The sequence below is a fragment of the Salinicoccus jeotgali genome, assembly GCF_055379195.1.
In genome coordinates this window covers 960,264-987,231 of record NZ_AP043830.1, presented here as the reverse complement: position 1 = coordinate 987,231, position 26,968 = coordinate 960,264, and the positions used below count along the sequence as shown (strand labels likewise).

Here is a 26,968-nt window from a genome sequence, read left to right as displayed (position 1 = left end):
GTCAATTGAAATCGTATGGTGTCACGCCTTCCATATTTATCATGGCAGGAATCTGGAACATTTTCGATTCGGTCAGGATTTCAGGCATCTCGTCTGCCGGCTTATCATCCTTGTTAAAGAGCAGCCGGATCATCTCGGACAGAGAAGTGCGTCTGTGGATGCCCTCTTTCTCCAGGGAATCATAGAATGCTTCTTGGTCCCCACACAATATAAGGGATTCTTTCGCACGTGTGATCCCTGTATAGACGATGTTCTTCATCAGCATATGGCGATAGCTTTTGACGACCGGCATGATGACGATCGGATATTCGCTCCCTTGCGCTTTATGGATGCTCGTACAGTAGGCGTGCGATAATTCCGTCAGTTCTTTGCGTTCGTATGCGATATGGATGCCATCATAATCAACCAGAATCGTATCCTTTTCTGCTTCATCTTCATCTTTGAAGAGTATGGAATCGATCACTCCGGAGTCACCGTTAAAGACATTGTCTTCACCCCGGTTGACGAGCTGTATGACTTTGTCCCCCTTCCTGAATATGACATCGCCAAAGGCGATTTCATTTTTATCTTCAGCTTCAGGATTGAGGATGGTCTGGAGGATGCGGTTGAGCTTCAGGATTCCGGCATCCCCTCTATAGATGGGAGCCAACACTTGAATATCACGCATGTCATATCCTTTGTCGACCGCTTTTTTCACCACATTATCGACGATATCCGGAATATGGTTCATTTTAGCGGGAATGAAAAGGCGGTCTTTGAACTTTTCGGTGATGTCCATTTTCCTACCTTCTTTTATCTCATGTGCCAATCGGATGATCGAAGATCCTTCGCCTTGACGGTATATTGTATCGAGCTCGGTCGTCGGAATGACTCCAGACTCGATCAGATCTTTGAACACGGTGCCGGGACCGACGGATGGCAATTGATCGCGGTCCCCGACGAACACCAGCCGCGTGAAAGGTTTGACATTGCGCATCAACTGAAAGAACAGCCATGTATCGACCATCGACATCTCATCTATGATGATGAGGTCTGCATCGATTTCTGCGTCGATCACTTCATCCTTACCGGTATCCATGCCCCAACCTATCATACGGTGAATGGTTGACGCCTTGATGCCTGCAGTTTCACTGAGGCGCTTGGATGCCCGGCCAGTGGGGGCGACGAGTCTAATCGGGTATTCGTCACCGTCATACTCGTCGGCAGGCTTCAAGTCGTTCAATTCATGGTAGGCACTGATGATGCCTTTGACTATTGTAGTTTTCCCTGTTCCGGGACCGCCTGTGATGATGGAGATCTTTTCAGTCAACGCACTGATCATGGCAGATTTCTGCCTATTGTTGTAGTGGATATCGAAGCGTTCACCAACATCTGCGATGATTTCGCCTGCCTTCTCTTCACCCGCTGATACTTCCGAACGGTCATTCATCATGCGGAAGATCTGCTCGGCCGATTTGTATTCGGAATAAAAAAGGGAGGGGACATAGATGCGGTCCTCATATTGGACGAGCCGGTCGTCGTCTGACAGCTGATCGATCGACTGGTTGATGGTCTCGTCCGAAAAGTACTGCTCAGCGTCATGGTTCAGCAATTCCCGTGTCATTCCGACAAGAGTGTCCCGTGTGGCATAAGTATGACCATCCGACATGATCACACTCTCCACTAGATACATGATGCCGGCTTCAAGACGGCTGACATCATCTTTACCGATACCAGCATTCATCGCTATACGATCCGCCGTATGAAAACCGATGCCATCGATGTCCATAACCAGTCGGTAGGGCTCCTTCTCTATCACCTGGAGTGCCTGGTCCTGGTAGGTCTTCAATATTTTAGCACTCATCCTGGCACCGAAACCAAGATCGGTCAGTTTGATGACCAGACGCTCAGTCTGGCTGTTCTCCAATATGCGGTAGTGGATCATATCGCGCTTCTTTTTGGACAAGCCTGCCACATCATCCAGTACACTCCGGTCATCTGCAATTTTTTTCAATGCATTGACGCCAAGGGTTTCAATGATCTTTTTGGCTGTCTTTTCCCCTATTCCTGGAAACGTATCCCCTGAGAGGTATTGGATCAGCCCGCGCATCGTCGTCGGCTGCTCTTTCCTGAACATGTCCGCACTGAATTGTTCCCCGAAACGTGCATGACGGGTCACTTTGCCTGAGAACCTATATGTGTCGCCTTCTGCGACCGCGTGGAAGTAGCCCGTGACGATCGCTTCGTCACTGAAGTTCGTATTCGTTTCATTGATGAGTACCTTGAGCACAGTAAAACGCGTCTGTTCACTGACGAATATGACGCGCTCCACTTCCCCTGTTATGAATGTATCATCGTAGATTGTAGATTGATCCAAATGGAATCACCTTCCTCGTTCCGGTCCTCTCAATCGTTGAGTCGTGCAAGTGCATGATGGGCAAGATGATGGTCCTCTTGGATCTCTATTGCGCGCTGGAAATGGCTTATCGCCTGCGCTTCATCATCTTTCATGAGCTTAACCAGTCCAAGGTTATATTCGGCATCCGCGTTCTCTTCCATGGATAATACTTTCTTCAACAAGGTCTCCCCGGGCCCGTACAGCCCGACTTGACAGCAGAGAAGACCATATTGGAACGCGATATCCGCATCATCAGGCTTTACTTCATGTGCTTTTTCAAAAAATTGAATGGCCTGTTCAGGTTCGTTCAGGTGTACATGGCTCATGGCCAGCATGAAATTCAGATCACCATCGTCTGGGTTCCGGGTGTAGGCCAGCAAGTAGAGCCTTACCGCTTCCTTGAACCGTTCATTATCGAAGTAGACGTTCGCGAGTGCATAGTAGGCGCTCGTACTCGCCTCATTCAAGGTGATCGCCTTCTGCAAAAATCGCTCTGCTTCTTCATCTTGGCCGGCCCGATGCAGCAGATTGCCGGCGTTGATATAATGTGCTTCTTCCTCAGGTGATGACTCTATCTCCTTGAATATCTCCTTAAGTGCCTCTTCAGTTCTGCCCTCTTTGATCAACTGTTCATATCTGATGGTCATTATGCAAGATACTCCAATTCTTTTGATTCTTTGTATATACGGTCTATCGTCGCTCCGCCGAGACACACTTCCCCATCATAGAAGACGACTGCCTGTCCAGGTGTAACGGCGCGCGCCGGTTCGTGGAATTCTACAAGCAGCCTATCGTCCATCTGCTTGACGGTCACCGGTACATCTTCTTGGCGGTATCTGAATTTGGCGGTGCATTCAAACGTTTCCGGTACTGGGTTGATGAAGTTGATGTCTGAAGCTTCGAGGCTTGAAGAAGACAATGCTTCATTGTCGTAGCCGGATACTACATACAATTCATTTGTTTCAAGGTTTTTCCCAGCCACAAAGTAGGGTCCTCCGTCTCCGCCGATGCCGAGACCTTGCCGCTGTCCGATCGTGTAGTACATGAGGCCGTCATGACGGCCTTTATCTTCCCCGGTATCCATATTGATCATGCGCCCTGGATTGGCGGGCAGATAACTGCTCAGGAATGTTTTGAAGTCCCTTTCGCCGATGAAGCATATGCCGGTCGAATCTTTTTTATCTTTTGTGGCCAGATCATACTCGCGCGCCAGCCTGCGCACTTCCTTCTTGTCCAAGTGGCCAAGGGGGAACATCACTTTGGATAATTGCTCCTGGGATAGTTGGTTGAGGAAATACGTCTGATCTTTATTATTATCGATGCCCCTCAGCATCTTTGTACCCTCCTCATCATGCACGACTTGTGCATAGTGTCCGGTCGCAACGTAATCTGCACCAAGCTTCATGGCATGATCAAGGAACGCCTTGAATTTTATCTCCTTGTTGCACATCACATCAGGGTTAGGGGTCCGCCCTTTTCTGTACTCCTCGAGGAAATATTCGAATACCCTGTCATAATATTCCTTCTCGAAGTTCACAGAGTAGTACGGTATGCCGATCTCCTCAGCTACTAGGCGCACATCTTCATAGTCTTCTGTAGCGGTGCATACGCCATTTTCATCCGTATCATCCCAATTTTTCATGAAGATGCCTATTGTATTATAGCCCTGATCTTTCAGGAGCTTAGCTGTCACTGAACTGTCTACGCCGCCACTCATACCGACGACGACAGTTATATCTGAATTATTCATGTTATCCTTCCTTTCCGAGTATGCCTAACGCATAAGTCTTCCGTATATATCTTCAAGTGCCGTGACGATGGCTTCCACTTCCTCATCTGTCATCATATAGGAGAAGCTGAACCGTATCGATTGGCGGTTACGGTCCGATTCGCCATACATCGAAGTGAGGACATGGGAAGGGTTCAATGTGCCGGCCTGGCACGCGGAACCGGCTGAAGCATGGATGCCGGCCATGTCCAATGCCGTCAGCATGAATTCTGCTTCGGCAAAAGGGAAATGGATGTTGATGATGTGGCTTGCCGACTTATTGACGTCTCCGTTCACTTCAAATGGAATGTCGGATTGTGTCAGCAAGTTGAGGAACTGCTCTTTAATCTGCATCTCCCGTATGCTTCTGCGCGTTATTGCATCGGATGCCTGATGCATCGCGAGCGACAGGCCTTCGATCCACATGGTGTTTTCAGTGCCTCCGCGAAGTTCCTTCTCCTGGCCACCGCCTGTGATGAGCGGGATGAGTTTCACATCTTTATGTTTATAGAGCAGGCCGATACCTTTTGGGCCGTACATCTTATGTGCACTCAATGTCAGCAGATCCGCTCCGAGCTCCTTGACGTCTACCCTCATGTGCCCATAGGCCTGGACCGCATCTATATGGAGCAAAGCCGTATGCTCTGACAACGCTTCTTGTATTTCATAGATCGGCTGCATCACGCCGGTTTCATTATTGACCAGCATAATCGACACAAGTACCGTTTCATCCCGCAGGCTATTTTTGAGTTCATCGACATCTATCGCGCCATCCGCGTTAGCTTGGAGATAGGTGACGTCCGCATCCAGACTTCTCAATGTGTTCAGGACGGAGGCATGTTCTATCTCGGTCGTGATGATATGGGGGCGGACGTATTGGTTCGCCACCCCTCTGATTGCCATATTGTTGCCTTCAGTGGCACCACTGGTGAAAAAGACTTCTGACGAAGAGGCGTTTAAAAGTTGTGCAATCCCCCTGCGCGCCTTCTCGATTTTGGCCCGGGCATCTTTGCCTGCCCGGTGAATGCTTGAAGGATTGCCGAAGCCGTCATCTTCCAAGAGTGCTTTGCGGACCGCTCCATCCATAGGGGTAGTCGCCGCATAGTCTGCATATACTTCCATTAGAATCACCCATCTCCAAAAATAGCTTTATTATACATTATAAGATTTTAACATGGAACGGTAGATTTTTATACTTTTGAAGCCCATTGTTAGACAAAATAAATCTAATGGATGATAATTGTCCATTATAAGGAGGATTCTATCTATGTCAAAACAACTGACCCCATCCATTCTTAACCTTGTGCCTGTACGTGAGGGCGGAAATGCCAAAGATGCATTCAAGGATATGGTCGACCTCGCTGAACATGTCGACGGTTCAGATTATAAAAGATACTGGGTGGCTGAACACCATAACACCACTTCAATCGCGTCTTCTGCGACGCGCCAACTGATCCATCACATCCTGCACCACACAGAACATATCCGTGTCGGAAGCGGGGGCGTCATGCTGCCGAACCATTCCCCTCTGATCGTTGCAGAGGAGTTTGGCACCATGCACGCCATATTCGGGGACCGTCTGGACATCGGCCTTGGCCGCGCCCCTGGTACGGATATGCGTACCGCGTCTGCCATCCGCCGCAACAACCATGATGGCGTCTATACATTTGGTTCAGAAGTCGAAGAAATCCGTAAATACCTTTCGGATGAAAAGACCCAGGTTGTAGCCTTCCCCGGCAACGGCACAGAAATCCCGCTCTATATACTCGGCTCTTCCACCGACTCTGCACACCTTGCGGCCCGTCTGGGACTGCCATACGCTTTTGCGGCACATTTCGCACCAGATCATATGGAAGCAGCCTTCAAGATCTATGAACAGGAGTTCGAGGCCTCCGACCAGTTGGCGGAACCCTACAAGATTGCCTGCCTGAATGTTATCATGGCCGATACTGATGAAGAGGCGAAGCATCTCTCCACTACGATGGCGCAATTCGTCCTGAATGTCATCAGGGGCGGGGGCAAAAAACTGCAGCCGCCTGTTTCAGACATGGAATCGATCTGGTCGCCGCCTGAAAGGCAGATCGTCGAAAGCCGCTTCCCTGTAGCGATCATGGGCAGTGAAGCCACTGCGCTTGAGAGACTAAGATTATTCCAGAATAAATTCGGTGCAGATGAAATCATGGCTGTAAGCTACATCTATGATAAGGATGCACAGAAGTATTCCTATGACCTGTTCGAGAAGGTCGTCAGAAAATATAATGGCAGATAGAAATTCCCGGGATGTCTACATCCCGGGAATTTTTCTGCATATATCCACTTTTTCGTGATGACAGCCACGAACGCTGTCCAATTGCTCAAATACTGCAGCAGCTTCATTGCTTTTGCATAAAGTCAGCAATGTCGGCCCCGCTCCGCTGATGGTCGTGGCGATGGCACCTGCCTGTTCAGCCACACGCCTCACCTCATCGTATTCGGCGATGAACTGCCGGCGGTAGGGTTCGTGGTAGCGGTCTTTTGTCATCAGTCTGTGCATCGTACTATAGTCATTATTCATAATGGAAAGTAGAAGGACATTATTCAAGGCATTCTGACGTACGGCATCCTGCTTGCTGTATGTTTCAGGTAAAGCCCGTCGGGCTTCTTGTGTTTCCACTTCATATGGAGGAACGCTGATTATTGCAGACAGACCTTCGACATCCAATACGTGGTAGAACAGTTCCCCATCATAATAACCGACGAACAGCCCGCCTGTAACTGCAGGTCCGACATTATCAGGATGGCCCTCTATTTCACTGCCAAGGAACACCTTATCATAAGCCGTCAGGCCCAGCCCGCAAAACCGGTCAGCCAATTCAATTCCAGCCACTATCGCAGAAGCCGAACTACCCAGCCCATGGCTGAGCGGAATATCACTGCCCATCCGAATCTCAAGACCGGGCAGTCCGCAGCCATATTTCCGGGCGATATCCTGGGCTGTCCTTATGACAAGATTGCTCTCATCATGCGGCAGCACATCAAGAAAATCATCCTCGAATATAATGTTGAATCCGGAGCCTTCCTTTGCTTTTATATAAAGATACTTTTCAAGCGCCAGCCCGACGGAATCGAAGCCCGGACCGAGATTGGCGCTGGTGGCCGGTACCTTAAAGTGGTGCATCATTTTCACCCAGACTTTCAATGTACTCAATGATCTGACTCTCATCGTTCGGCAATAGCTTCGGCTTCTTTATGATTTGTTCCATCGCAGTCTCAGGATCCTTCAGCCCATTGCCGGTAAGGACTGTGACGACGGTGGCGCCCTTTTCGATCTTACCTTCTTCAAGCGCTCTGATCATGCCTGCTGTGCTGGCATTGGATCCTGGTTCTGCAAAAATACCCTCGGCTGCTGCCAACATTTCATAGGCTGCAAGAATCTCTTCATCCGTCACCGATTCTATGAGACCGCCTGATTCGTCGCGGGCTTCTACAGCCAGCGACCAGCTTGCCGGGTTGCCGATCCGGATTGCCGTGGCGACCGTCTCGGGCTGTTCAATCACCCGATCATTGACGATGGCCGCAGCTCCTTCTGCCTCGAATCCGTATATCTTCGGTAGGCCAGTATTATTTTTGGCATCATATTCCTTGAACCCTTTCCAGTAGGCTGAAATATTACCCGCATTGCCAACTGGAATCGTCAAATAATCCGGTGCTGCCCCTAAGACTTCAGCAATTTCAAAAGCTGCCGTCTTCTGTCCTTCCAATCGATATGGATTGACTGAATTGACCAACGTGATGCCGTCATTTTTTTTAGCGATTTTACGAACGACCTTCAATGCTTCATCAAAATTCCCCTGGATGGATATGATTTCCGCGCCATACATCATCGCCTGGGCCAGCTTGCCTAGAGCAATCTTGCCCTCCGGCACGACCACGATGGTATTGAGCCCTGCCCGAGAAGCATAGGCTGCTGCTGAAGCTGAAGTGTTGCCGGTCGATGCGCAGATGACTGTATGGGCACCCGCTTCCTTCGCTTTGGCAACTGCCATGACCATCCCCCTGTCCTTGAAGGAACCCGTCGGGTTGTGGCCTTCCACCTTCGCATAGAGTTCTGCTTCGAACTTCCGGCTCAGTGCATCGAGCCGGATAAGAGGCGTCCCCCCTTCATATAGGGTAAGGCGCGGTGTGTCATCGTCCACCGGCAGATATGCTTTATATTCTTCAATCAGACCGTTCCAATGCATTGAATCAATCCCCTTCCACTTTATAGGTTACATAAATGCTGTCATTATTCTCCACCAATGCCCGCAGCTTTTCCGGTTTGATCGCGGAAGTGATGATCACAGCCGCTTCCCCGCGCTCGATGAGTTCATAATCTATGCCGTGCTGCGATAACTGTTCCCCGGCGGATATTTCGTCAACGGTGAACCGGACGTAGAATCTTTTGGGACTGGCATCTTCTGTGATGACCGCCTCGTGTGCTGGCACAATATTCCGTTCAACGCACTCCATGCGCCTGAGGCAGCTGATCAGGTCGGATACTACAGCGGATGCAGTTTCCCTGCCACCGGCACCCGGCCCGTAGAACATCGTTTCCCCTACCGCATTGCCGCTTATATATACTGCATTCTTCTCGTTGGATACTGTAGAAAGCTGATGATCATCCGGCAGGAAGACGGGCGCCACTTCAATCGACAGACGGTCATCATGGAATGTACTCCGGCCGATCAGCTTCATCGTCAATCCGGCACTCCTGCCTGCCTCTATATCTTTCAGTTCTACTGAATCGATGCCTTGTGCCCGGACTTTCCCGATATCCACCTTGCGGTTGTAGGCCAGCCGGGACAACAGCACAATTTTCCTCTGGGCATCGAAACCGGCCACGTCATTTGTCGGATCAGCTTCTGCATATCCTTTCTCCTTGGCGGCGTCAAGCGCTTTTTCGTAATCCCAGCCCTCACCAGTCATCTTGGTCAATATGTAGTTGGTGGTGCCGTTCAGTATCCCCATCACTTCCTGTATGCGGTTCGCGTTCAGTCCTTGACTTATACCGTTAATTATAGGTATGCCGCCTGCTACACTGGCTTCATACATCAGCATGGCACCATTCCTGTTTGCGGCTTCAGCCAGTTCATCGATATGTTCGGCCAGCATATCTTTATTCGCGCTGATAACATGCACCCCTTTCTCAAGGAATTCGAGCAGCATGTCCCGGGTGGACGCCATGCCGCCCATCACTTCAACCACTACATCAATATCTGCAGCATGGATCTCATCGATGGCATCCGTTATCGTCACACCGCGAAGCTCGACTCCGCGTTCCTTATATTTATCCCGGACCAGAACATGGCTGATGGAGAAGCTGGCCCCGATTTGCCTCTCAATCTCCTGACGGTTCATCCGAATGACTTCCATCACTCCGGAACCGACCGTTCCCATACCAAGTATTGCCACTTTCATGTCACCATCACCTTTCTCCAATCATACTTTCATATAAGACTATATATTAGAGAGAAAAGGCGGATAATTCAAGCAGCAATTCAAATAAGGGTACACATTATATGATTTTTGATGTATTATTGTTTTTAAAATTCAGAAAAGTAGAGGTGCAAAGGGATGAAGGTAGCTAAGTTTGGAGGCAGTTCCCTCTGTAATGCAGCACAAGTCAAAAAGATTGCCGATATAATGAAAAGTGACAGTGAACGCCGCATTGCGGTCGTTTCCGCTCCCGGCAAAAGAAGCACTGGCGACACGAAGGTGACGGATATGCTGATTGCCCTACATGCCAATCATACTGCCGGCCTGCCGGTCGAAGAGATCATCACGGATATCATAGGAAGATTTGCCGCAATGGTCGATGAACTTGGACTGGAATACCATCTGCTGGAGAAATATGAAGAAATATTGCGCTCATATCTGGCGGATATCAATGAGAAGAAGCGCCTGCTTGACGCTTTGAAATCATGCGGGGAGGATTTTAATGCGCAGCTGGTCAGCGCGTATTTGAATAAAATAGGGGTCGATGCCACTTATATGTGCCCTGGTGAAGCGGGGATACTGGTGACGGATGAACCTTCCAATGCACTGCTGCTTCCCGAATCCTATGACAGACTGGAAAAGTTGAAGGACGCCGGCCAAGTCGTGGTGATCCCCGGATTCTTTGGATATTCAAAAAGCGGTCAGATCGTCACTTTCCCAAGAGGAGGATCGGATATTACAGGGGCCATTGTGGCACGTGCGGTTAATGCATCACTCTACGAAAACTTTACGGATGTAAGCTTCATCTATTCGGCCGATCCGTCCCGTATCAGATCGCCGCATAAAATCGAGGAGATCACCTACCGCGAAATGCGTGAGCTGTCATATGCCGGGTTCGGCGTATTCCACGATGAAGCACTGGAACCTGTCTATAAACATAATATCCCCATCATGATACGCAATACGAACGCCCCGGAAATAGAGGGAACGAAGATTGTAGCCGAACGGGAGTATATACCCCGGATGCCGGTCATCGGCATCAGCTGCGATGAGGGCTTCACATCGCTCACAATGAATAAATACCTCATGAACCGGGAAGTCGGTTTTACAAGACGGCTGCTGCAGATCATGGAGGACCATGACCTCTCCTATGAACATATCCCTTCGGGTATAGATAATCTATCCATCATACTCAGATCTAATCAGTTCGAAGGCAATGATAAATTGGCGGCGGTCATCGCTGATATCGAAGATACGCTTGAAACCGAGTCGATACATGTCGAAAACGACCTTGTACTGATCATCATAGTCGGAGAAGGAATGAAACATCACATCGGCGTCGCTACAAAGACAACGGTCGCCCTTAGTAAAAATGACATCAACATCAGTATGATCAACCAGGGGGCTTCAGAGATCAGCATGATGTTCGCCGTGGCCCAAAAAGATGCCCAGAGGGCGCTTCATGCAATCTACTATAATTATTTTGATGAATCCTGAAAATCAGGCTACAATAGATGGACACCTACCCCTCACCATATACTAGAAGGAGACGGGTTCGGAAAAACATGGGAGGCCCGCAATGATATTCAAAAAAAGGATCGAACATATAAGAAGATACCGGGAGATTGCTTTGGCCTTCTCCAAAAGTGGTTTCGGATTTATCGTAGAAGAGTTGGGACTTGATGAGGTTCTGTCCCTGCCGAAGAAAATATTGCTCAAAAAGGATGGCACACATGTCGAAAAGACGCGCGGAGAACGAATCCGCCTCTTTCTGGAAGAAATGGGCCCCACTTTCATCAAAGTAGGCCAGATTGCAAGTACCAGACCTGACCTTCTGCCAGAAGACATCATCGAGGAACTATCGAAGCTCCAGAGCCACGTGCCTTCTTTTCCATACGATGAAGCAAAAGAGATCATCGAACACTCTCTGGGAGCTAAGATGGATGATATCTTTTTGGAGTTTGAACAAGAAACAATCGGCTCCGCCTCCATAGGCCAGGTCCACAAGGCCAGGCTTGTAACCGGGGAAGCTGTTGCAGTCAAGGTGCAGCGCCCGAACATCGAGAAAATCATCCGCAATGACCTGGAAATCCTGCTACAGTTGGCATTGATGGCAGAATCGCGTATCGAATGGGCCCGCCAATATCAGCTGGTGGACATGATGGAGGAGTTCTCGAAATCCATCATAAATGAACTCGACTACACCATCGAAGGGCGCAATGCAGATAAGATCGGCAAACAGTTCAAAGATGACGAGGTCGTCCATATTCCGGAAGTCTACTGGGATGTCACGACAAAAGATGTGCTCGTGATGGAGTTTATAGAGGGCATTCAAATCGGAGACCTCGATTCACTGGCGGCTGAGGGGTATTTAAACGAAGTGCTTGCAGAACGTCTCACACACGCAATTTTTCACCAGATCCTGATTGAAGGATTCTTCCATGGCGACCCGCATCCTGGGAACATCACCGTAATGGACGGCGGCGTCATCGGTTTTCTCGACTTCGGCATGGTGGGCAAGATGACGCGTGAGATGAAGTCGATCTACGGCTCGCTGCTCATCGCCATGATGAAAAAGGATGCAGACGGTGTCGTCCGCGCCATAACACGGATGGGGGTCGTGCCCGACGAAGTCAATATGAAGATCCTCAAAAAGGATGCCGAACTGCTACGCGACAAGTATTATGACGTTCCGCTCAGCCGCATGGATCTCGGTGAAGCCGTACAGGACATCTTCCATATAGCGAATGAGCACCATATCAAGCTGCCGACAGATTTCACGATGCTCGGCAAGACCATTCTGACGCTTGAGAGCATCGTCCGTGAACTTGATCCTGATTTCAGCATTGTTGATGTAGCGGAACCTTTTGGCAGACAGCTCCTCAGGGAAAGGTTCAATCCTAAAAATGCTGCAGATCATGCATGGCGCAGTTGGATCGAATTCAGCGATGACCTAAAGGATGTTTCCGGTAATGTCCACGAATTCTCCAAAGGATTGAAAGGTCGCAGTGTCCCTGTAGAACTGCAGGTGAAGCGGAGCGAGGCGTTCATGAAGCGTCTCGACCGGATAGGCAACCGATTGACGTTCAGTATCGTCCTACTGTCCTTCAGCATCATCATGGTCGGCCTCATCATCAGTTCCGCATTGACCGACCAAGCCACCGTCCTCTTCAATATTCCGGCTATAGAAATCGGTTCTGTGGTAGCTCTACTGATGTTCATCGGCATGATCTATTCCATATTCCGTTCTGGAAGATTTTAAAAGAAGCCCTGGAGGACCTCCAGGGCTTCTTTATATTATATATAGAACATGTAGTCGTCGATTTCATCGTCATCGTGGTTCACCATATCCAAAAGCGTAGTGTGGTCGAGCACGTCACGAAGGGCGTCCCGTATCCTGCCCCACAGATAGCGTTCCGTATCGGTGTCCTTATCATCACCTTCAACCGCAACGATATTCTCTTCCAGTGTCCTGAAGATCTTCCCGACAGTGATCTCATCCGGCGCATGGTTCAATTCATAGCCGCCATAGGCGCCCCGTGTACTTTTGACGAGTTCTGCACGTTTTAAGTTCGTGACAATCTGTTCAAGGTATAGGTCGCTGATCCCCCGCTCGTCGGCAATGGATTTGACGCTACGCTTATGCTCACCGTAGCTTCTGGCTAAAGCCAGCATAAAATAGAGACCATATCTCCCGCGTGTAGAAATTTTCATAAAGCACCTCATAGTTTAAGTTCATATTTATATCGGTTATAGTAGTATTAAATATATCATAACTCTGAAACAGGTGAAAATATGTCAACTCAGCCTCTGAGCTTTAGAATGCGACCAAAAACGATAGATGAAGTCCTCGGCCAGACCCACCTTGTCGGTGAAGGCAGCATCATCCGCCGGATGGTGACGGCTAAACGCCTTACATCAATGATCCTCTATGGCCCACCAGGCATCGGCAAGACCAGCATCGCGAGCGCAATTGCAGGTTCGACAAGTTACAAATTCCGTACCTTGAATGCTGTCACCAATACGAAGAAGGATATGCAGATGGTGGCCGATGAAGGAAAGATGAGCGGCAGCGTCATCCTCCTTCTTGATGAGATACACCGTCTGGATAAGGCTAAGCAGGACTTTCTGCTGCCGCATCTGGAAAATGGCAACATCATACTGATCGGGGCCACTACGTCCAACCCCTATCACGCCATCAACCCCGCCATCAGGAGCCGGTGCCAGATTTTTGAATTGCATCTGCTCGATCCGGAAGATGTTGAAGTCGCACTTAACCGTGCGCTTTCGGATACTGGTCGAGGCCTTGGGGACATGTCCATAAATATCAGCAATGAAGCCCTCGAATATCTGTCCGTCACAAGCCAGGGTGACGTCAGAAGTGCGTTGAATGCTTTGGAACTGGCAGCACTTAGTTCTGACAAAGACGCTGGTGATGTGGTCAATATTTCATTGGATGACGCGCGTGCCTGCATGCAGAAGTCCGATCTGCTCTATGACAAAGACGGAGATCAGCATTATGATGTGATGAGCGCCTTCCAAAAAGCGATCCGCGGCAGTGATGTCGATGCCTCGCTGCATTACCTGGCCCGCCTGATAGAAGCGGGCGACCTGGTCACCATCGTCAGGCGGCTGCTTGTCATCAGCTATGAAGATATCGGGCTTGCGAACCCGCAACTCGCCTCACGGACCCTTGATGCCATCCATTCGGCGGAACGCCTCGGTTTTCCAGAAGCCCGCATACCCCTATCCCAGGCAGTGATAGAACTTGCCCTGTCCCCGAAATCGAACAGTGCAATCAAAAGCATCGACGCCGCCCTATCGGATATAAGAAAGAAAAAGACAGGAAGCGTGCCTAAGCACTTGAAGGATGCACACTACAAAAGTGCAGAAAAACTCGGCAACGGCCAAGGCTATAAATATCCCCATAATTATCCGAACCACGTTGTCAGGCAACAGTACCTGCCGGATCCTCTAAAAAACGCAGCGTACTACCAGAAATCAGATGTATCCAAGTACGAGAAACAGCTCGCCGAAGTATACGACAAGCTCAAAAAGATATAAAAAAATAAGCACCGAATTTTACAATTCGGTACTTATTTGGAATATCCGAGCATAAGCCGTGTGTTATTGTTGATTATTTTGGCCTGCTAATTGCAGGTGGGTGCCCAGTTTCCTACTCCAAACGTCCTGTCGGACAGGCATGTTTTTCATAGGAAAACCTATCAAGCTCCCGTTTATAAAAGTGTTAGGTCAAAATATAATTCAACACATCACGAACTTCTCAGATATTCCTCTTGAATACATAATAGCACATGCCTCGAAAAAAAGAAAGGAAAATGAATACGTTTTCTCTGGTTGACCTTCCCCAACCCACCGGCAGGCTGAAGCCTGCCGGTATTTTTCTATTCTTCCGTGTTTACAGAAATATGCAGCTCATCTAATTGTCTTGGATCGACATGTGAAGGTGCATTCATCATCAGGTCACCGGCACTTGCCGTCTTAGGGAAGGCGATGACGTCACGAATGTTGTCTGTACCCGCCAGTAGCATCACGAACCGGTCCAGACCATATGCGATTCCACCGTGCGGAGGTGCGCCGTATTTGAACGCTTCAAGAAGGAAGCCGAACTGCTCATCGCGTTCCTCTTCGGTGAAACCGAGTGCTTTGAACATCTTCTTCTGAAGTTCGGCATCATGGATGCGGATCGAACCACCGCCGAGTTCATAGCCATTCAATACGATGTCATAGGCATTCGCCTTCACATCTTCCGGATGATCCTCCAATTTGTCTATATCCTCTTGCCTTGGCGAAGTGAACGGATGGTGGGCCGCGAAATAACGGTCTTCCTCGTCATCATATTCAAGCAACGGCCAGTCGGTCACCCATACGAAATTAAACTGATCCGCCGGTATCAGCTCCAGATCCCGGGCAAGCTTGTTACGCAAGTTGCCGAGTGCGGCGTTGACGACTTTTGCAGAGTCCGCCACGAATAGGATAAGGTCATTGTCGACCAGGGAAAGCGTGCTTGAGAGTTCCGACTGCTCCCCTTCATCGAAGAACTTGGCAACCGGACCATTCAAGGCGCCCTCATTCACCTTCAGCCAAGCCAATCCTTTAGCGCCATAATTTTTGACGAACGCTTCGAGCTTGTCGATGTCTTTCCTCGAAAACTTATCGGCCGCATCCTTCACGACAATCGCTTTGACAAGTCCGCCGTTATCGACTGCAGAACGGAATACTTTAAATTCGGATTTGCTGCTGAATGCGCTCAAGTCATTCAACTTCATGCCGAATCGTGTATCTGGTTTATCCACACCGTATTCAGCCATCGCCTCATTGTAGGTCATCCTCGGGAATGGCAGTGTGATATCCATACCCTTAACATCCTTCATGACGTGGGCAATCATTCTCTCATTCAGATCCATGATCTGCTCCTGGTCCATGAATGAAGTTTCAATATCAATCTGTGTAAATTCCGGTTGGCGGTCGGCCCTCAAATCTTCGTCGCGGAAACATTTGACGATCTGATAGTAGCGTTCCATGCCGGACAGCATAAGAAGCTGCTTATAGATCTGTGGGGATTGGGGCAATGCATAGAATTCCCCTTCGTGGATCCTGGAAGGCACCAGATAGTCGCGCGCGCCCTCTGGCGTAGACTTGGAGAGTACCGGCGTCTCGATGTCGATGAAATCCTCATTGTCCAGGAAATTCCTGACACTGCGGTTCAATGAGTGTCTGAGCTTCAATATGCTCTGCAGCTTCGGCTTCCGTAATTCCAGGTATCTGTATTTCAACCTGAGGTCCTCGTTCGTCGTATCATCGGTGATCTGGAATGGCGGTGTCTCTGATTTTGACAGCACTTCCACTTCATCTGCAAACACTTCGATACGCCCTGTCGGGATATTGTCGTTCCATTGTGACTCATCTCGCTCATGCACTTTGCCGGAAACGGCGATGACATATTCCGTACGGATGCGGTCGGCAATATTCAATGCCGACTCGGATACTTCCGGGTTGAAGACCACTTGAATCACACCTTTACGGTCCCTCAGATCGATGAATATCAGACCGCCCAAATCGCGTCTTTTCTGTACCCATCCTTTTAGGTTCACCCGTTCTCCAGTCATCTTTTCTGTGATTTCCGCTGTATGTCTCCTCATGATTCTACCTCCTCGATTAGTTCAGCAAGTGCTTTTATGTCATCAAGTTTGACTTGCTTCGTGCTGCCGTCCGCCATATTCTTCAGCTCGGCTACATTCGTCTCCCTTTCTTCTTCGCCTATTACGATGGTATGCTTGGCGCCTTTACGGTCGGCATCCTTCATCTGGGCCTTCAACTTCCTGTTCTTATAATCCATATCCGAACTGATGCCTTCAGCGCGCAGCTGATGGATGAGCCGGCTTGCTGCGGTTCTTGATGCACCATCCAGCGTGCAGATGTAGAGGTCGATACCTTGGGGCTTTGGAATTTCAATGCCTTCAGCCTCCAATGCCATAATCAGACGCTCGATGCTGAGCGCAAAACCGATACCCGTTTCAGTCGGACCGTCCAGCAATTCCAGCAGACCATTATAGCGCCCTCCGCCACATAGTGTGGTGATTGCGCCAAATCCTTCTGCATCGCTCATCAGCTCAAATGCCGTGTGCGTATAATAATCGAGGCCCCTGACCAGGTTATAGTCGATTTCATAGCCGATGCCGAGTGCATCGAGGTTGCGCTTGACCTGTTCGAAATATTCCTTTGATTCTTCATTCAAGTAATCGTAGATTCTTGGCGCCTGTTTAACGAGTGGGTGGTCACGATCCTTCTTGCAGTCAAGGATGCGCATCGGGTTCGTATCGATCCGGGATTGGCAATCTGAACAGAACTCCCCGATGGATGGTTTGAAGTGTGCCACCAATGCTTCATTATAGGCGGAACGACTGTCCTGGTCACCGATCGAATTGATGTAGAGCTTCAGATTCGAAAGGCCGAAAGACTTGTAGATCTGCATCAGCATGCTGATGACTTCCACATCGATAAGCGGGTCTTCTACGCCGATCGCTTCTATACCGAACTGCACAAATTGGCGGTAGCGCCCCTTCTGCTTCCTTTCATAGCGGAACATCGGCGCAAGGTAATAGACCTTGACGGGCTGATTCACATCATGCTGCATCTTGTTTTCTATATAGCTTCTGACGACAGGTGCGGTCCCTTCAGGCTTCAAAGTCATGCTGCGGTCGCCCTTGTCCTGGAAAGTATACATTTCCTTATTGACGATATCAGTGGAGCCACCGACTCCTCTGACGAACAGCTCAGTCGATTCAAAAACCGGTGTGCGGATTTCGCTGTAGTTGTAATCCTGCGCGATCTGATGGAGACGTGCTTCGATGAACTGCCATTTATAGGTGTCTTTAGGAAGGATATCCTGCGTACCTCTAGGTATTTGTATCATTATAAACCACTCCATTTCCGAAAATTAAAAAAAGCCCCTTATATCCAATTGGATATAAGGGGCGATTACTCGCGTTGCCACCCTGATTCAGCCGATAAAAGGCCCTCTGGCATATTAACGGCTGCCACCGCCCGGCGCACGGGGTTCTACCAAAGTGTCGGTTCATGGATACGGATGATGAGTCTGTTTTCAGCCTCGACAGACCTCTCTGGACATCACCCTATCCCCCTCTTTGGATCAAAGAACAGTTTTTCATTTATATAGTATATTAATATTATGGCTTAAAGCCGATGAAGTCAAGCATTCATTTCAAGTACTCTACGATTCCGTCGGTAAGGCCCTGCACCATCAGTTCCTGATAATGCGAAGTCAGAAGGATGCGATCATCCAATTCATTGCTCAAATAGCCAAGTTCAACAAGGACCGCGGGATAATCCAGTTGCCATGTCACCTGATAGTTCATGCTGTGGACCCCGCGGTTCCTGAAATAGGAGCGGGTATCCAGTGCATTGTTCAGCGTTTCGGCAAATTTCTTTTGATGTGGATACGTATAATATGTGGTGAATCCGGTGACGCTCGGATCATCCATGGCATCGCTGTGCAGGCTGATGAACAGGTCGCCTTCAACTTTCCTGGCATCAAGCGACGCGAAGGTGTCCTGCTCCCTTGTGAGCAGCACTTCTGCACCGTGCCTTTCCAGTTCTTCCTTCAACTGCCCAGCCAGTCTGTAGACGATTTCATCCTCTGTAATGCCCGAGGCACTCGTCGCCCCCGGATCTTTGCCACCATGGCCCGGGTCGAGCACTATAGTCGTGCCTGAAATATCATATTCACGCGGCTGCAGGTCAATTGGCGCCTCGTTGCCTGAAGCCTTGAACAGGTGACCGGTTGCGGCGGTGATGAAGACTATCAGGGAAGCGGCCAACAGAAAAGCCACAGGAATCATATAGACATGTTTTTTGTACTTGATGAAAAAGGTGACTGCACCAAATGTGTTGACGAGAAGCCTTTTCATCCATTCCATCACAATATTTTTCCATTTTCCGCTTCATACATGAAGGTGATCGGCCCTTCGTTGTTGATCTGTACATTCATCATTTCACCAAAGAACCCTTCTTTCACCGTCAGGCCCTGGTCCTTCAGATGGGAATTGAAGACGTCATAGAGATGTTTGGCCTGCTCCTTGCCGGCTGAATCGGTAAAGCTTGGACGGTTACCTTTTTTCACATCGGCGTAGAGCGTAAATTGGGAGATGCTGAGGATTTCCCCATCCACATCTTTGATGGAGAGGTTAATCTTCCCATCCCTATCTTCAAAATTCCGGCTGGCGGCAATCTTCTCAGCGAGTTTCCTCGCATCCGCCTCCGTCGAATCTTTGGAGACGCCGACCAGCAGGCAATATCCTTTTTTGATTTCATTGTAAAATTCATTGCTTATCACTGTCGCACTCGACACCCTCTGCAATAAGACCCTCATTAATTCCACCTCATTTAAATACCCGTTCTACACTGTAGATGTCAGGCAGCTGTTTAATCTTGTCGACGATCCGATACAAGTCTGTGACATTATGGACCATCACCGACAAACTTATTTTGGCATGATTATCGATATCAGCCCGTCCGTTCACCCGGGTGATCGGGAATTTCGTACCGGCAATCATATTGAGCACTTCGTTGACGAGCCCCTGCCTGTCATACCCTGTTATTTCCAGGTCAGCCTGATATTTACGGTCCTTATCCTTATTCTTCACCCACTCCACATCTATGAGCCGTTCGGTCTCATTTCTGATGTTCGGACAGCTTGTTACGTGGACCTTCACACCATGACCTTTCGTGATGAAACCGATTATCTCATCGCCCGGTATAGGGTTACAGCATTTGGAGAGGTTGATGAGCATATTATCCATGCCTTGTACATAGACGCCGGACTCCGTTGAAATCTCCTTATAGTGATGGGTCCTGTCGATCTCTTCCACCACATTCGATTTCTCTTCAGTGACTTTGAATTTCTCCATCAATCTGTTTGTCACCTGCTGGGCTGTTATGCCACCAAAGCCGACCATCGCAAACAGATCATCCTCACTATTTAAGTTATAGCGTTCAAGGACAGGTTCCATATGTTGCGGCTTCAAGATATTATCAGGTTTGTATTCGCGGTTCTTTATTTCATGCTCGACCGCAAAACGTCCTTTTTCTATATTGCTCGCCCTATCCTGCTTTTTGAAGAAGGCGCGTATCTTATTTTTGGAGCTTGATGATTTGACGAGCTTCAGCCAGTCCAGGCTCGGACCGTAGGATTGCTTGCTGGTCCTTATTTCGACGATCTCACCCGTCGATAACTCATAGTCGATCGGGACGATCTTGCCGTTCACTTTCGCCCCGATCATCTTGTTGCCCACTTCTGTATGGACCTGGTAGGCAAAATCGATTGGGATTGCCCCTTTCGGCAGCTCGACCACGTCTCCATTCGGTGTGAAGACATACACTTTATCGCTTAGCAGGTCCGTCTTCAATGCTTCCATGAATTCTTCTGCATCCGGTGAAGATGTCTCCTGGTCTATAAGATCCTGGAACCAGTGGAGGCGCTTGTCGCGTGAAGGTTCTTCCTTGAGTTCCTTCCCTTCCTTGTAAGCCCAATGGGCTGCCACCCCGTGTTCCGCTATATCATGCATCTCATATGTCCGGATCTGGATTTCCAGAGGATCTCCGTTCGGACCGACTACTGTGGTGTGGAGGGACTGATACATGTTCGGTTTGGGCATGGCGATATAATCCTTGAAGCGGCCTGGCATTGGTTTCCATATCGTGTGGATGACACCGAGCACCGCATAACAGTCCTTAATGTTATCCACCAGCACCCGGATGGCAAGCAGATCGAATATCTGGTCAAACTGCTTATGGTCCTTCTTCATTTTTCTGTAGATGCTGTATATATGTTTCGGCCGTCCTGATAATTGTCCTTTTATTTTTGTATTGGCCATCTCTTCCTCGATGCGTTCCATCGCATCATTGATGACCACTTCACGCTCACTGCGTCGTTTTTTCATCAAGCTCACAATCTTGAAATACTGCTGTGGCTCTATATATCTGAGCGCGATATCCTCAAGCTCCCACTTGATGCTTGAAATACCGAGCCTGTGCGCAAGCGGCGCATAGATTTCAAGCGTTTCCTGTGAAGTCCTTATCTGCTTGGCTTCAGGCATTGCTTTTAGCGTCCTCATATTATGCAGCCGGTCTGCGAGCTTCACGAGGATGACGCGGATATCCTTGGCGATGGCGATAAAGAGCTTTCTATGGTTCTCCGCCTGCTCTTCTTGCTTGGACTTGTATTTGACCTTTTCAAGTTTCGTTACACCGTCCACTATCACTGCAACTTCTTCGTTGAACATACCCACAAGATCTTCAAAAGTATAGGGTGTATCTTCCACAACGTCATGGAGGAATCCCGCGATGATGGTGGGACCGTCAAGCTTCAGCTCTGCGAGGATCCCCGCAACTTGTACCGGGTGCAGTATGTAAGGCTCTCCGCTTTTCCTGTATTGTCCTTCGTGCGCTTCATGTGCAAGTTTATACGCCTTCTCTATCATGCCCATGTCCTTCTCATTCATATAGGCGCTGCACATTTGTATCACCTGATCCGCACTATAGGGATATTCCTTGTTCATGTCCTCACCGCTTCCCATTACACTGATTAGAATCATCATACTATAAAATCCATTTCAAATAAATGAATGTAGAAAAAAAGCCTGTTTTCACAGACTTTATGGCGTGCTATTGTGCATAAGTGATCAGAGAGAGTGTGTCATACCCCTCAAGACGCTTCTTGCCTTCCAGATATTCAAGCTCTATAAGGAAGGCAATGCCGACGACGATGCCCCCGAGCTTCTCAACCAGATGGATCGCCCCTTCAATCGTCCCACCGGTAGCGAGAAGATCATCGGTGATGAGTACGCGCTGTCCGGGAGAGATTGCGTCCCTGTGCATAGTCAGGATGTTCGAGCCGTATTCCAGATCATATTCATACTTGATGACTTCCCTCGGCAGCTTCCCTTCTTTTCTGACAGGAGCAAATCCGATGCCCATGCTGTATGCCACAGGACACCCGATGATGAATCCCCGTGCTTCTGGACCGACGATGATATCCACTTGTTTTTCCTTGGCATATTCGACAATCTGGTCTGTTGCATAGCCATATGCCTTGCCATCGTCCATTATAGTCGTGATGTCTTTGAAACTGACGCCTTTTTTAGGCCAATCCTGTACTTCTGAAACATATTTTTTAAATCCATTTTTTACCCCACTCACTTCGAAATTAATGTCCTGAGATAGTTTTTCAGCTCAGAGGAGGAAGACATCTTCAACATTTTTTCTGCCTCAAGCCGCTTCCTCAGTTCATTGAAAAGCAAAGATTCTTCAATTTTACGGTCTGAATCATCCTTTTGCTTATATATTATACCATCTTTTAACGTAATCATGTCCAAATCCACCATAATATCAACCATCATTTTGAGGAAATTCATTTTTACCCCAAGACGCCCAGCAAGTGCAGGCGCATGTTTAGCGAGGTTGATTGTGCCATCGTCAGCGCCCGACACCAGCTGTTGCAGGGCGTTGACATCCGCTTGTGAGGGAATCCCGGAAAAAAAGAGTTCTTCACGGCTGTTGAATATCGAGATTATTTTAGATGCATGGATACCATTCAGTGAATACGCAAGATCCAGAAGGTCATCAGGCAGATCCCTCAGTACTACAGTCCCTGAAGTGAACGGCAGATCTTCCCCGTATTCGTAGTAATTGTCACCGAGCCGCTCCTTACCTTTGGCGATGACGAAAACGTCATTCTTTGATATCATGTCGAACCGCTGATCGGACCGACTCCTCATATCGATCAGTTGGACATTATCCACATTGGCGTCCTGAAGCATCAGCTGCAGACTGCGTTTTTGATTGAACTCGTTGATGTTGACCGTCCCAATCAAGCTGATGACATCATTCTGTGACACTTCATTGATGAGGTGCCCAAACCCGAAACCGATGACATCCATGCCGACCCGGGGCATCGTCAGTTTGATATGGCTCTTATCTTTACCCACTTGCCGTATTTGCCCTATCGTATCATTTTGGAGCAGGAAAACAGGCGATTGAAATGATTGGCCGAATGGTTTGAGGCGCTCGAAACGCTCGAATCCCTGCATGGTCATGTTGGTCCCATCCACCTGGTAATCGATGTATTTCACCGGCTTCAGATCAAGTCCGAGGCTTGCGAAGTATTCTTCCAGCTCTATTTTGAATGCGTCAATGTCTTCTGCCGCCACCTCGATGCCAAGCGCTTGGGCGTGTCCCCCAAAATGGGTATAGTGCGTCGATTGCCGGGTGATTATGTCATGCAGGTCAAGCCCTTCAATCGAGCGGCCGGAACCACGGTAACTGTCCCCATCCCGGGTCAGTACAATGGCGGGCTTGCCGAACTCTTCCACTATCCTCGAGGCGACTATGCCGAGCACCCCGGGATGCCAGCCGTCGGCATATGCGATATTGATCTGGTTCTCTGTCCTGATCTGCTCTACAGCCTCCCCGAAAATATCGATGACCAGCTGCTTACGTTCGGCATTCATGTTCTCGATCGTCATAGCCATTTCATATGCTGCATGCCTCTCATCCTCGAGCAACAGTTCCACGGCGATTTCAGCTTCTCCAAGCCGACCGGTGGCATTCAGACGGGGGGCAACCGTAAACGCTATGGTTTCCTCATCGACCCCGCCTTCATGACCGGCCGCACGCAGTAAGGTATGAATCCCTGTGGAAGGTTCGTTATTCAATATTTCCAACCCTTCCATCACCAGCTTCTTGTTCTCGTCTATCATGGGCACAAGATCAGCTACAGTGCCGATTGCAACAAGTGCAAGATCGTCCTGCGCGGCGGCGCCCAGAGCCTGTACCAATTTGTATGTGATGCCGACGCCTGCCAGACTTTTGAAGGGATATGAACCGTCAGGGTGGTCCGGGTGGATGATCACCGTCTCCGGTACCGATTCACCGAAAGTGTGGTGGTCGACGACGATTGTATCTATGCCGTGGTCATTGAGGAACGCCAGTTCCTCTTTACCTGAAATGCCATTGTCTACAGTGATGACAAGGTCGTACTGGCCGATGACGATCTCCTCGAACACTTCCCGGTTCGGTCCGTAACCATCTTCTATGCGGTTGGGTATGAAATATCCGGCGTCAGCCCCTTTTCGCCTCAATGCTTTAAGCAGCAGGACGGTGCTGGTGATGCCATCCGCATCAAAGTCACCATAGACGAGTATGCGTTCCCCATGCTCAACAGCAACATTAATCCGACCCACCGCCTTGTCCATGTCGTGTACCAAAGAGGCGTCATAGGTTGTGGGATTATAGATTTTCATCAAATCTTCCTCTGTCGTATATCCTCTGTTTTCGAGGATGGTCTGTTCAAGCATATTCAATTTGAAAGCACCGATTAAAGATTCGGGTATCTCCTCTGTCCCTTTGCGAACTCTCCATTCAAACTTCGACTGATACATGTGATCCTCCCTTTATAAAACGCCCGGGGACTCCCGGGCGTTCTCTTATACCAATATTTTTTCGTCGTTCTTTTTCTTCTCTTCATAAACCGTCAAACTGCCATCAGTCTTTCTGAACTGACGTTTCTTCAATATGCCCCATAACTGGAGGGCGATGAACAGCGAGGAATAAATGCCGCTGATCAGACCAATCAGCAAAGCGAGTGAGAAGTTGAAGATTGCACTGCTGCCGAAAATGATCAGGAATAATACGACAATGACAACTGTGAATACAGTATTGACCGAGCGGGTCAGTGTCTGCTTCAGGGAACGGTTGATGATTGCATCAATTTCTTTTTCATTATTGATGACTTTATATTTACGCAAGTTCTCCCTCACCCTGTCGAATGTCACGATGGTATCGTTGATCGAATAACCAACGATCGTCAGGACCGCTGCAATGAATGTAATGTCCACTTCAATCCTGAAGATGGAGAAGATGGCGATCATGATGAATGCATCATGGATGAGTGCCAGCACACTCGGCAGCGCCATGCGCCATTCGAAGCGGATCGAGGCATAGATGATGATGCCTATTGAAGCGATGGCCAATGCGATCATTGCATTCTTCGCCAACTCCTGCCCGACTATTGGGCTGACCGTACTGACCGCTGGCTCGTACCCGTATAATTCATCGAATGTATTCTGCATCGTGGTGACTTCTTCCTGATCCAGGTTTTTGGTATAGCGGACAACCACCATATCTTCACCAGAAGTGGTGATGCTGTCAGGGGCGAGGCCGATATCTTCAAGCTCTGTCTCCACCTCTTCTACAGTAGCCTCTTCCGACGTTTGGATATCCGCCCGTGTGCCGCTTGTGAAGTCTATACCCAAATTCAATTTGAAGATGGACAGGATGAGAAGGCCGGCGAGTATGGTCACTAGACTGAATGTAAAGAACTTCTTCGCATGGCCGACAAAATCAAACTTGTCCCAAGGTGTCGTCAGATGTTCGATATCCTTGCCTTCGTTCAAGCTGAAGCGGTCCGCTTCCTTGACCCCGAACCATGTCAGGCGCTTGTTGAAGAAATTCGATTTGACGAGCAGTGACAACAGTATGCGCGTCAGGAAGACGGCGGTGATGAAACTCATCAGTATCGATAGAAGCAACATGGTCGCAAACCCTTTGACGCTGCTCGTACCGAATATGAAGAGCACTATGCCGGCGACCAATGTAGTGATGTTGGCATCTATAATCGTCCAAAGCGACGCCTGGGATGCCTTCTTATAGGCTTGTTTGATGTTACGGCCGATCCGCAGTTCATCCTTCATGCGTTCATACATGATGATGTTCGCATCGACTGCCATCCCGACCCCAAGGATCAGGGCGGCGATACCCGGTAGGGTGAGCACCCCACCGATTATATTGAAGCCGAGCACCGTAAGATAGATATAGACCGTCAACGTGACAGCGGCGATGATCCCAGGGAGCCTGTAGAACGCAATCATATAGAGGAAGACAATCAGCGCCCCGATCAGTCCCGCCGTTACGGTCTCGTCGAGTGCCTGTTCACCGAACTGGGCACCTACCGAAGTCGAATAGATTTCCTTCAGGTCAACAGGCAACGAGCCTGCATTGAGCAGTGCCGCAATATTCTGGGCACGCTCCAATCCCTCCTGGCCGGAGAATCCACCCGAAATCATAACGTCGGATGTGTTCAAGGCCTGCTCCACACTTGGTGCAGAGATGAATTTGGGGTCTTCTTTTGTTACTTCTTCTTTAAAGCTATCCTCACCCTCTTCAAAATCCATCCAGATTACCATCAGATTCTCACCTGGAGGGCGATTCGAGATCTCTTCAGTGATGTCCCTGAATTTTTCGGGGTCTTTCAGCTGAAGCGAGACCATCGGTTGGTTCATTTCATCAAAGCTTTGACTGGCGCCGCCCTGTACAAGATCCGAACCATCAAGGAGGACTTCATCATCGACGTTTCTGATCGTCAGTTCAGCCTGTGTACTGAGCAGTTCACGGGCCTCCGTCTGATCTTCCACACCCGCCAGCTGTACGCGGATCCTGTTGCCGTCTTCAACCTGGATATTCGGTTCAGAGACACCAAGTACGTTGACGCGCGAATCGAGCGTCTGTGCGGTGCTGCTCATTGCAGCTTCATCGATCTCGTCTCCTTCATGCAGTGGTTCAACTTGATAGAGCACCTCGAAACCACCCTGAAGATCCAGGCCGAGATTGACATTTTTGCCCAGATCTTTAGCAGTCAGCCCCACTGTCGTCAATAATATTATTGCAAGGATAATTGCAGATATTATCCTGTTTTTCTTAGTTTTCAATAGGACACACCTCGATTATTTTATGAATCATCAATATTTCAATTATAACGCTTGGGAGCTTAA

General features: G+C 49.0%; 20 protein-coding genes and 1 other RNA gene. 4 read left to right on the top strand and 17 right to left on the bottom strand.

The features are described 5' to 3' along the window. Position 1: 1 nt before the first annotated feature. Genes recD2 through ACZ43I_RS04910 form a run of 4 tightly spaced genes read right to left on the bottom strand, consistent with a single transcriptional unit; the run spans position 2 to position 5,267 of the window. On the bottom strand, positions 2-2,356 hold the full coding sequence (gene recD2 / locus ACZ43I_RS04925) for an SF1B family DNA helicase RecD2 (protein ID WP_344700962.1): 2,355 nt from the start codon (positions 2,354-2,356) through the stop codon (positions 2-4). Positions 2,357-2,385: 29 nt separating this feature from the next. Further along, positions 2,386-3,024: a tetratricopeptide repeat protein gene (locus tag ACZ43I_RS04920; protein WP_344700963.1), complete on the bottom strand. Its 639-nt coding sequence runs from the start codon at positions 3,022-3,024 to the stop codon at positions 2,386-2,388. Then, positions 3,024-4,127, bottom strand: a complete 1,104-nt coding sequence (gene mnmA, locus ACZ43I_RS04915; RefSeq protein WP_344700964.1) for a tRNA 2-thiouridine(34) synthase MnmA — start codon at positions 4,125-4,127, stop codon at positions 3,024-3,026. The genes ACZ43I_RS04920 and mnmA overlap by 1 nt, the downstream gene beginning before the upstream one ends. A 24-nt stretch (positions 4,128-4,151) precedes the next feature. After that, on the bottom strand, positions 4,152-5,267 hold the full coding sequence (locus ACZ43I_RS04910) for a cysteine desulfurase family protein (protein ID WP_344700965.1): 1,116 nt from the start codon (positions 5,265-5,267) through the stop codon (positions 4,152-4,154). A 145-nt stretch (positions 5,268-5,412) separates the two neighbouring features. Here ACZ43I_RS04910 and ACZ43I_RS04905 point away from each other — a divergent pair, with 145 nt between their 5' ends. Continuing rightward, the gene (locus ACZ43I_RS04905; RefSeq protein WP_344700966.1) at positions 5,413-6,414 is read left to right on the top strand and encodes an LLM class flavin-dependent oxidoreductase; all 1,002 of its coding nucleotides are present in this window, start codon (positions 5,413-5,415) and stop codon (positions 6,412-6,414) included. Between the two features lie 15 nt (positions 6,415-6,429). Here the strand turns inward: ACZ43I_RS04905 and thrB are convergent, their stop codons facing one another. The 3 genes from thrB to ACZ43I_RS04890 are packed head-to-tail and all read right to left on the bottom strand — an operon-like array spanning position 6,430 to position 9,581. Next, positions 6,430-7,332, bottom strand: a complete 903-nt coding sequence (thrB, locus tag ACZ43I_RS04900; RefSeq protein ID WP_344700967.1) for a homoserine kinase — start codon at positions 7,330-7,332, stop codon at positions 6,430-6,432. Beyond that, positions 7,289-8,365 (bottom strand): threonine synthase, encoded by a 1,077-nt coding sequence (gene thrC, locus ACZ43I_RS04895; protein WP_344700968.1) that lies wholly within the window; start codon positions 8,363-8,365, stop codon positions 7,289-7,291. The genes thrB and thrC overlap by 44 nt, the downstream gene beginning before the upstream one ends. A 4-nt stretch (positions 8,366-8,369) precedes the next feature. Next, a complete protein-coding gene (locus ACZ43I_RS04890; protein WP_344700969.1) occupies positions 8,370-9,581 on the bottom strand; it encodes a homoserine dehydrogenase in 1,212 nt (403 codons plus the stop codon). 156 nt (positions 9,582-9,737) lie between these two features. Here ACZ43I_RS04890 and ACZ43I_RS04885 point away from each other — a divergent pair, with 156 nt between their 5' ends. Beyond that, on the top strand, positions 9,738-11,096 hold the full coding sequence (locus ACZ43I_RS04885; RefSeq protein WP_344700970.1) for an aspartate kinase: 1,359 nt from the start codon (positions 9,738-9,740) through the stop codon (positions 11,094-11,096). An 82-nt stretch (positions 11,097-11,178) separates the two neighbouring features. After that, complete coding sequence (locus tag ACZ43I_RS04880; protein ID WP_344700971.1) at positions 11,179-12,861, top strand: ABC1 kinase family protein; 1,683 nt, start codon at positions 11,179-11,181, stop codon at positions 12,859-12,861. A gap of 35 nt (positions 12,862-12,896) precedes the next feature. Here ACZ43I_RS04880 and ACZ43I_RS04875 read toward each other — a convergent pair whose 3' ends face one another. After that, positions 12,897-13,313: an RrF2 family transcriptional regulator gene (locus ACZ43I_RS04875; protein ID WP_344700972.1), complete on the bottom strand. Its 417-nt coding sequence runs from the start codon at positions 13,311-13,313 to the stop codon at positions 12,897-12,899. A gap of 81 nt (positions 13,314-13,394) precedes the next feature. Between ACZ43I_RS04875 and ACZ43I_RS04870 the strand changes: the two genes are divergently transcribed. Further along, positions 13,395-14,663, top strand: coding sequence for a replication-associated recombination protein A (locus ACZ43I_RS04870; protein ID WP_344700973.1), 1,269 nt, complete (start codon positions 13,395-13,397; stop codon positions 14,661-14,663). A 38-nt stretch (positions 14,664-14,701) separates the two neighbouring features. Here ACZ43I_RS04870 and ssrS read toward each other — a convergent pair. From ssrS to secDF, 9 genes are all read right to left on the bottom strand, one after another. Further along, positions 14,702-14,893: non-coding RNA, 6S RNA (ssrS, locus tag ACZ43I_RS04865), on the bottom strand. A 111-nt stretch (positions 14,894-15,004) separates the two neighbouring features. Continuing rightward, on the bottom strand, positions 15,005-16,762 hold the full coding sequence (gene aspS, locus ACZ43I_RS04860) for an aspartate--tRNA ligase (RefSeq protein WP_344700974.1): 1,758 nt from the start codon (positions 16,760-16,762) through the stop codon (positions 15,005-15,007). Beyond that, on the bottom strand, positions 16,759-18,036 hold the full coding sequence (hisS, locus tag ACZ43I_RS04855) for a histidine--tRNA ligase (protein ID WP_344700975.1): 1,278 nt from the start codon (positions 18,034-18,036) through the stop codon (positions 16,759-16,761). The genes aspS and hisS overlap by 4 nt, the downstream gene beginning before the upstream one ends. A gap of 304 nt (positions 18,037-18,340) precedes the next feature. Next, complete coding sequence (locus ACZ43I_RS04850; protein WP_344700976.1) at positions 18,341-19,060, bottom strand: N-acetylmuramoyl-L-alanine amidase family protein; 720 nt, start codon at positions 19,058-19,060, stop codon at positions 18,341-18,343. Next, the gene (dtd, locus tag ACZ43I_RS04845; protein ID WP_344700977.1) at positions 19,060-19,512 is read right to left on the bottom strand and encodes a D-aminoacyl-tRNA deacylase; all 453 of its coding nucleotides are present in this window, start codon (positions 19,510-19,512) and stop codon (positions 19,060-19,062) included. Before dtd ends, ACZ43I_RS04850 begins: the two co-directional genes overlap by 1 nt. 10 nt (positions 19,513-19,522) lie before the next feature. Next, on the bottom strand, positions 19,523-21,700 hold the full coding sequence (locus ACZ43I_RS04840) for a RelA/SpoT family protein (protein WP_344701060.1): 2,178 nt from the start codon (positions 21,698-21,700) through the stop codon (positions 19,523-19,525). 106 nt (positions 21,701-21,806) lie between these two features. Continuing rightward, positions 21,807-22,340: an adenine phosphoribosyltransferase gene (locus tag ACZ43I_RS04835; protein WP_344700978.1), complete on the bottom strand. Its 534-nt coding sequence runs from the start codon at positions 22,338-22,340 to the stop codon at positions 21,807-21,809. Further along, entirely contained in the window at positions 22,337-24,580 is a 2,244-nt protein-coding gene (recJ, locus tag ACZ43I_RS04830) for a single-stranded-DNA-specific exonuclease RecJ (protein WP_344700979.1), read from the bottom strand. The genes ACZ43I_RS04835 and recJ overlap by 4 nt, the downstream gene beginning before the upstream one ends. Before the next feature lie 45 nt (positions 24,581-24,625). After that, entirely contained in the window at positions 24,626-26,905 is a 2,280-nt protein-coding gene (secDF, locus tag ACZ43I_RS04825; RefSeq protein ID WP_344700980.1) for a protein translocase subunit SecDF, read from the bottom strand. Positions 26,906-26,968: the final 63 nt, after the last annotated feature.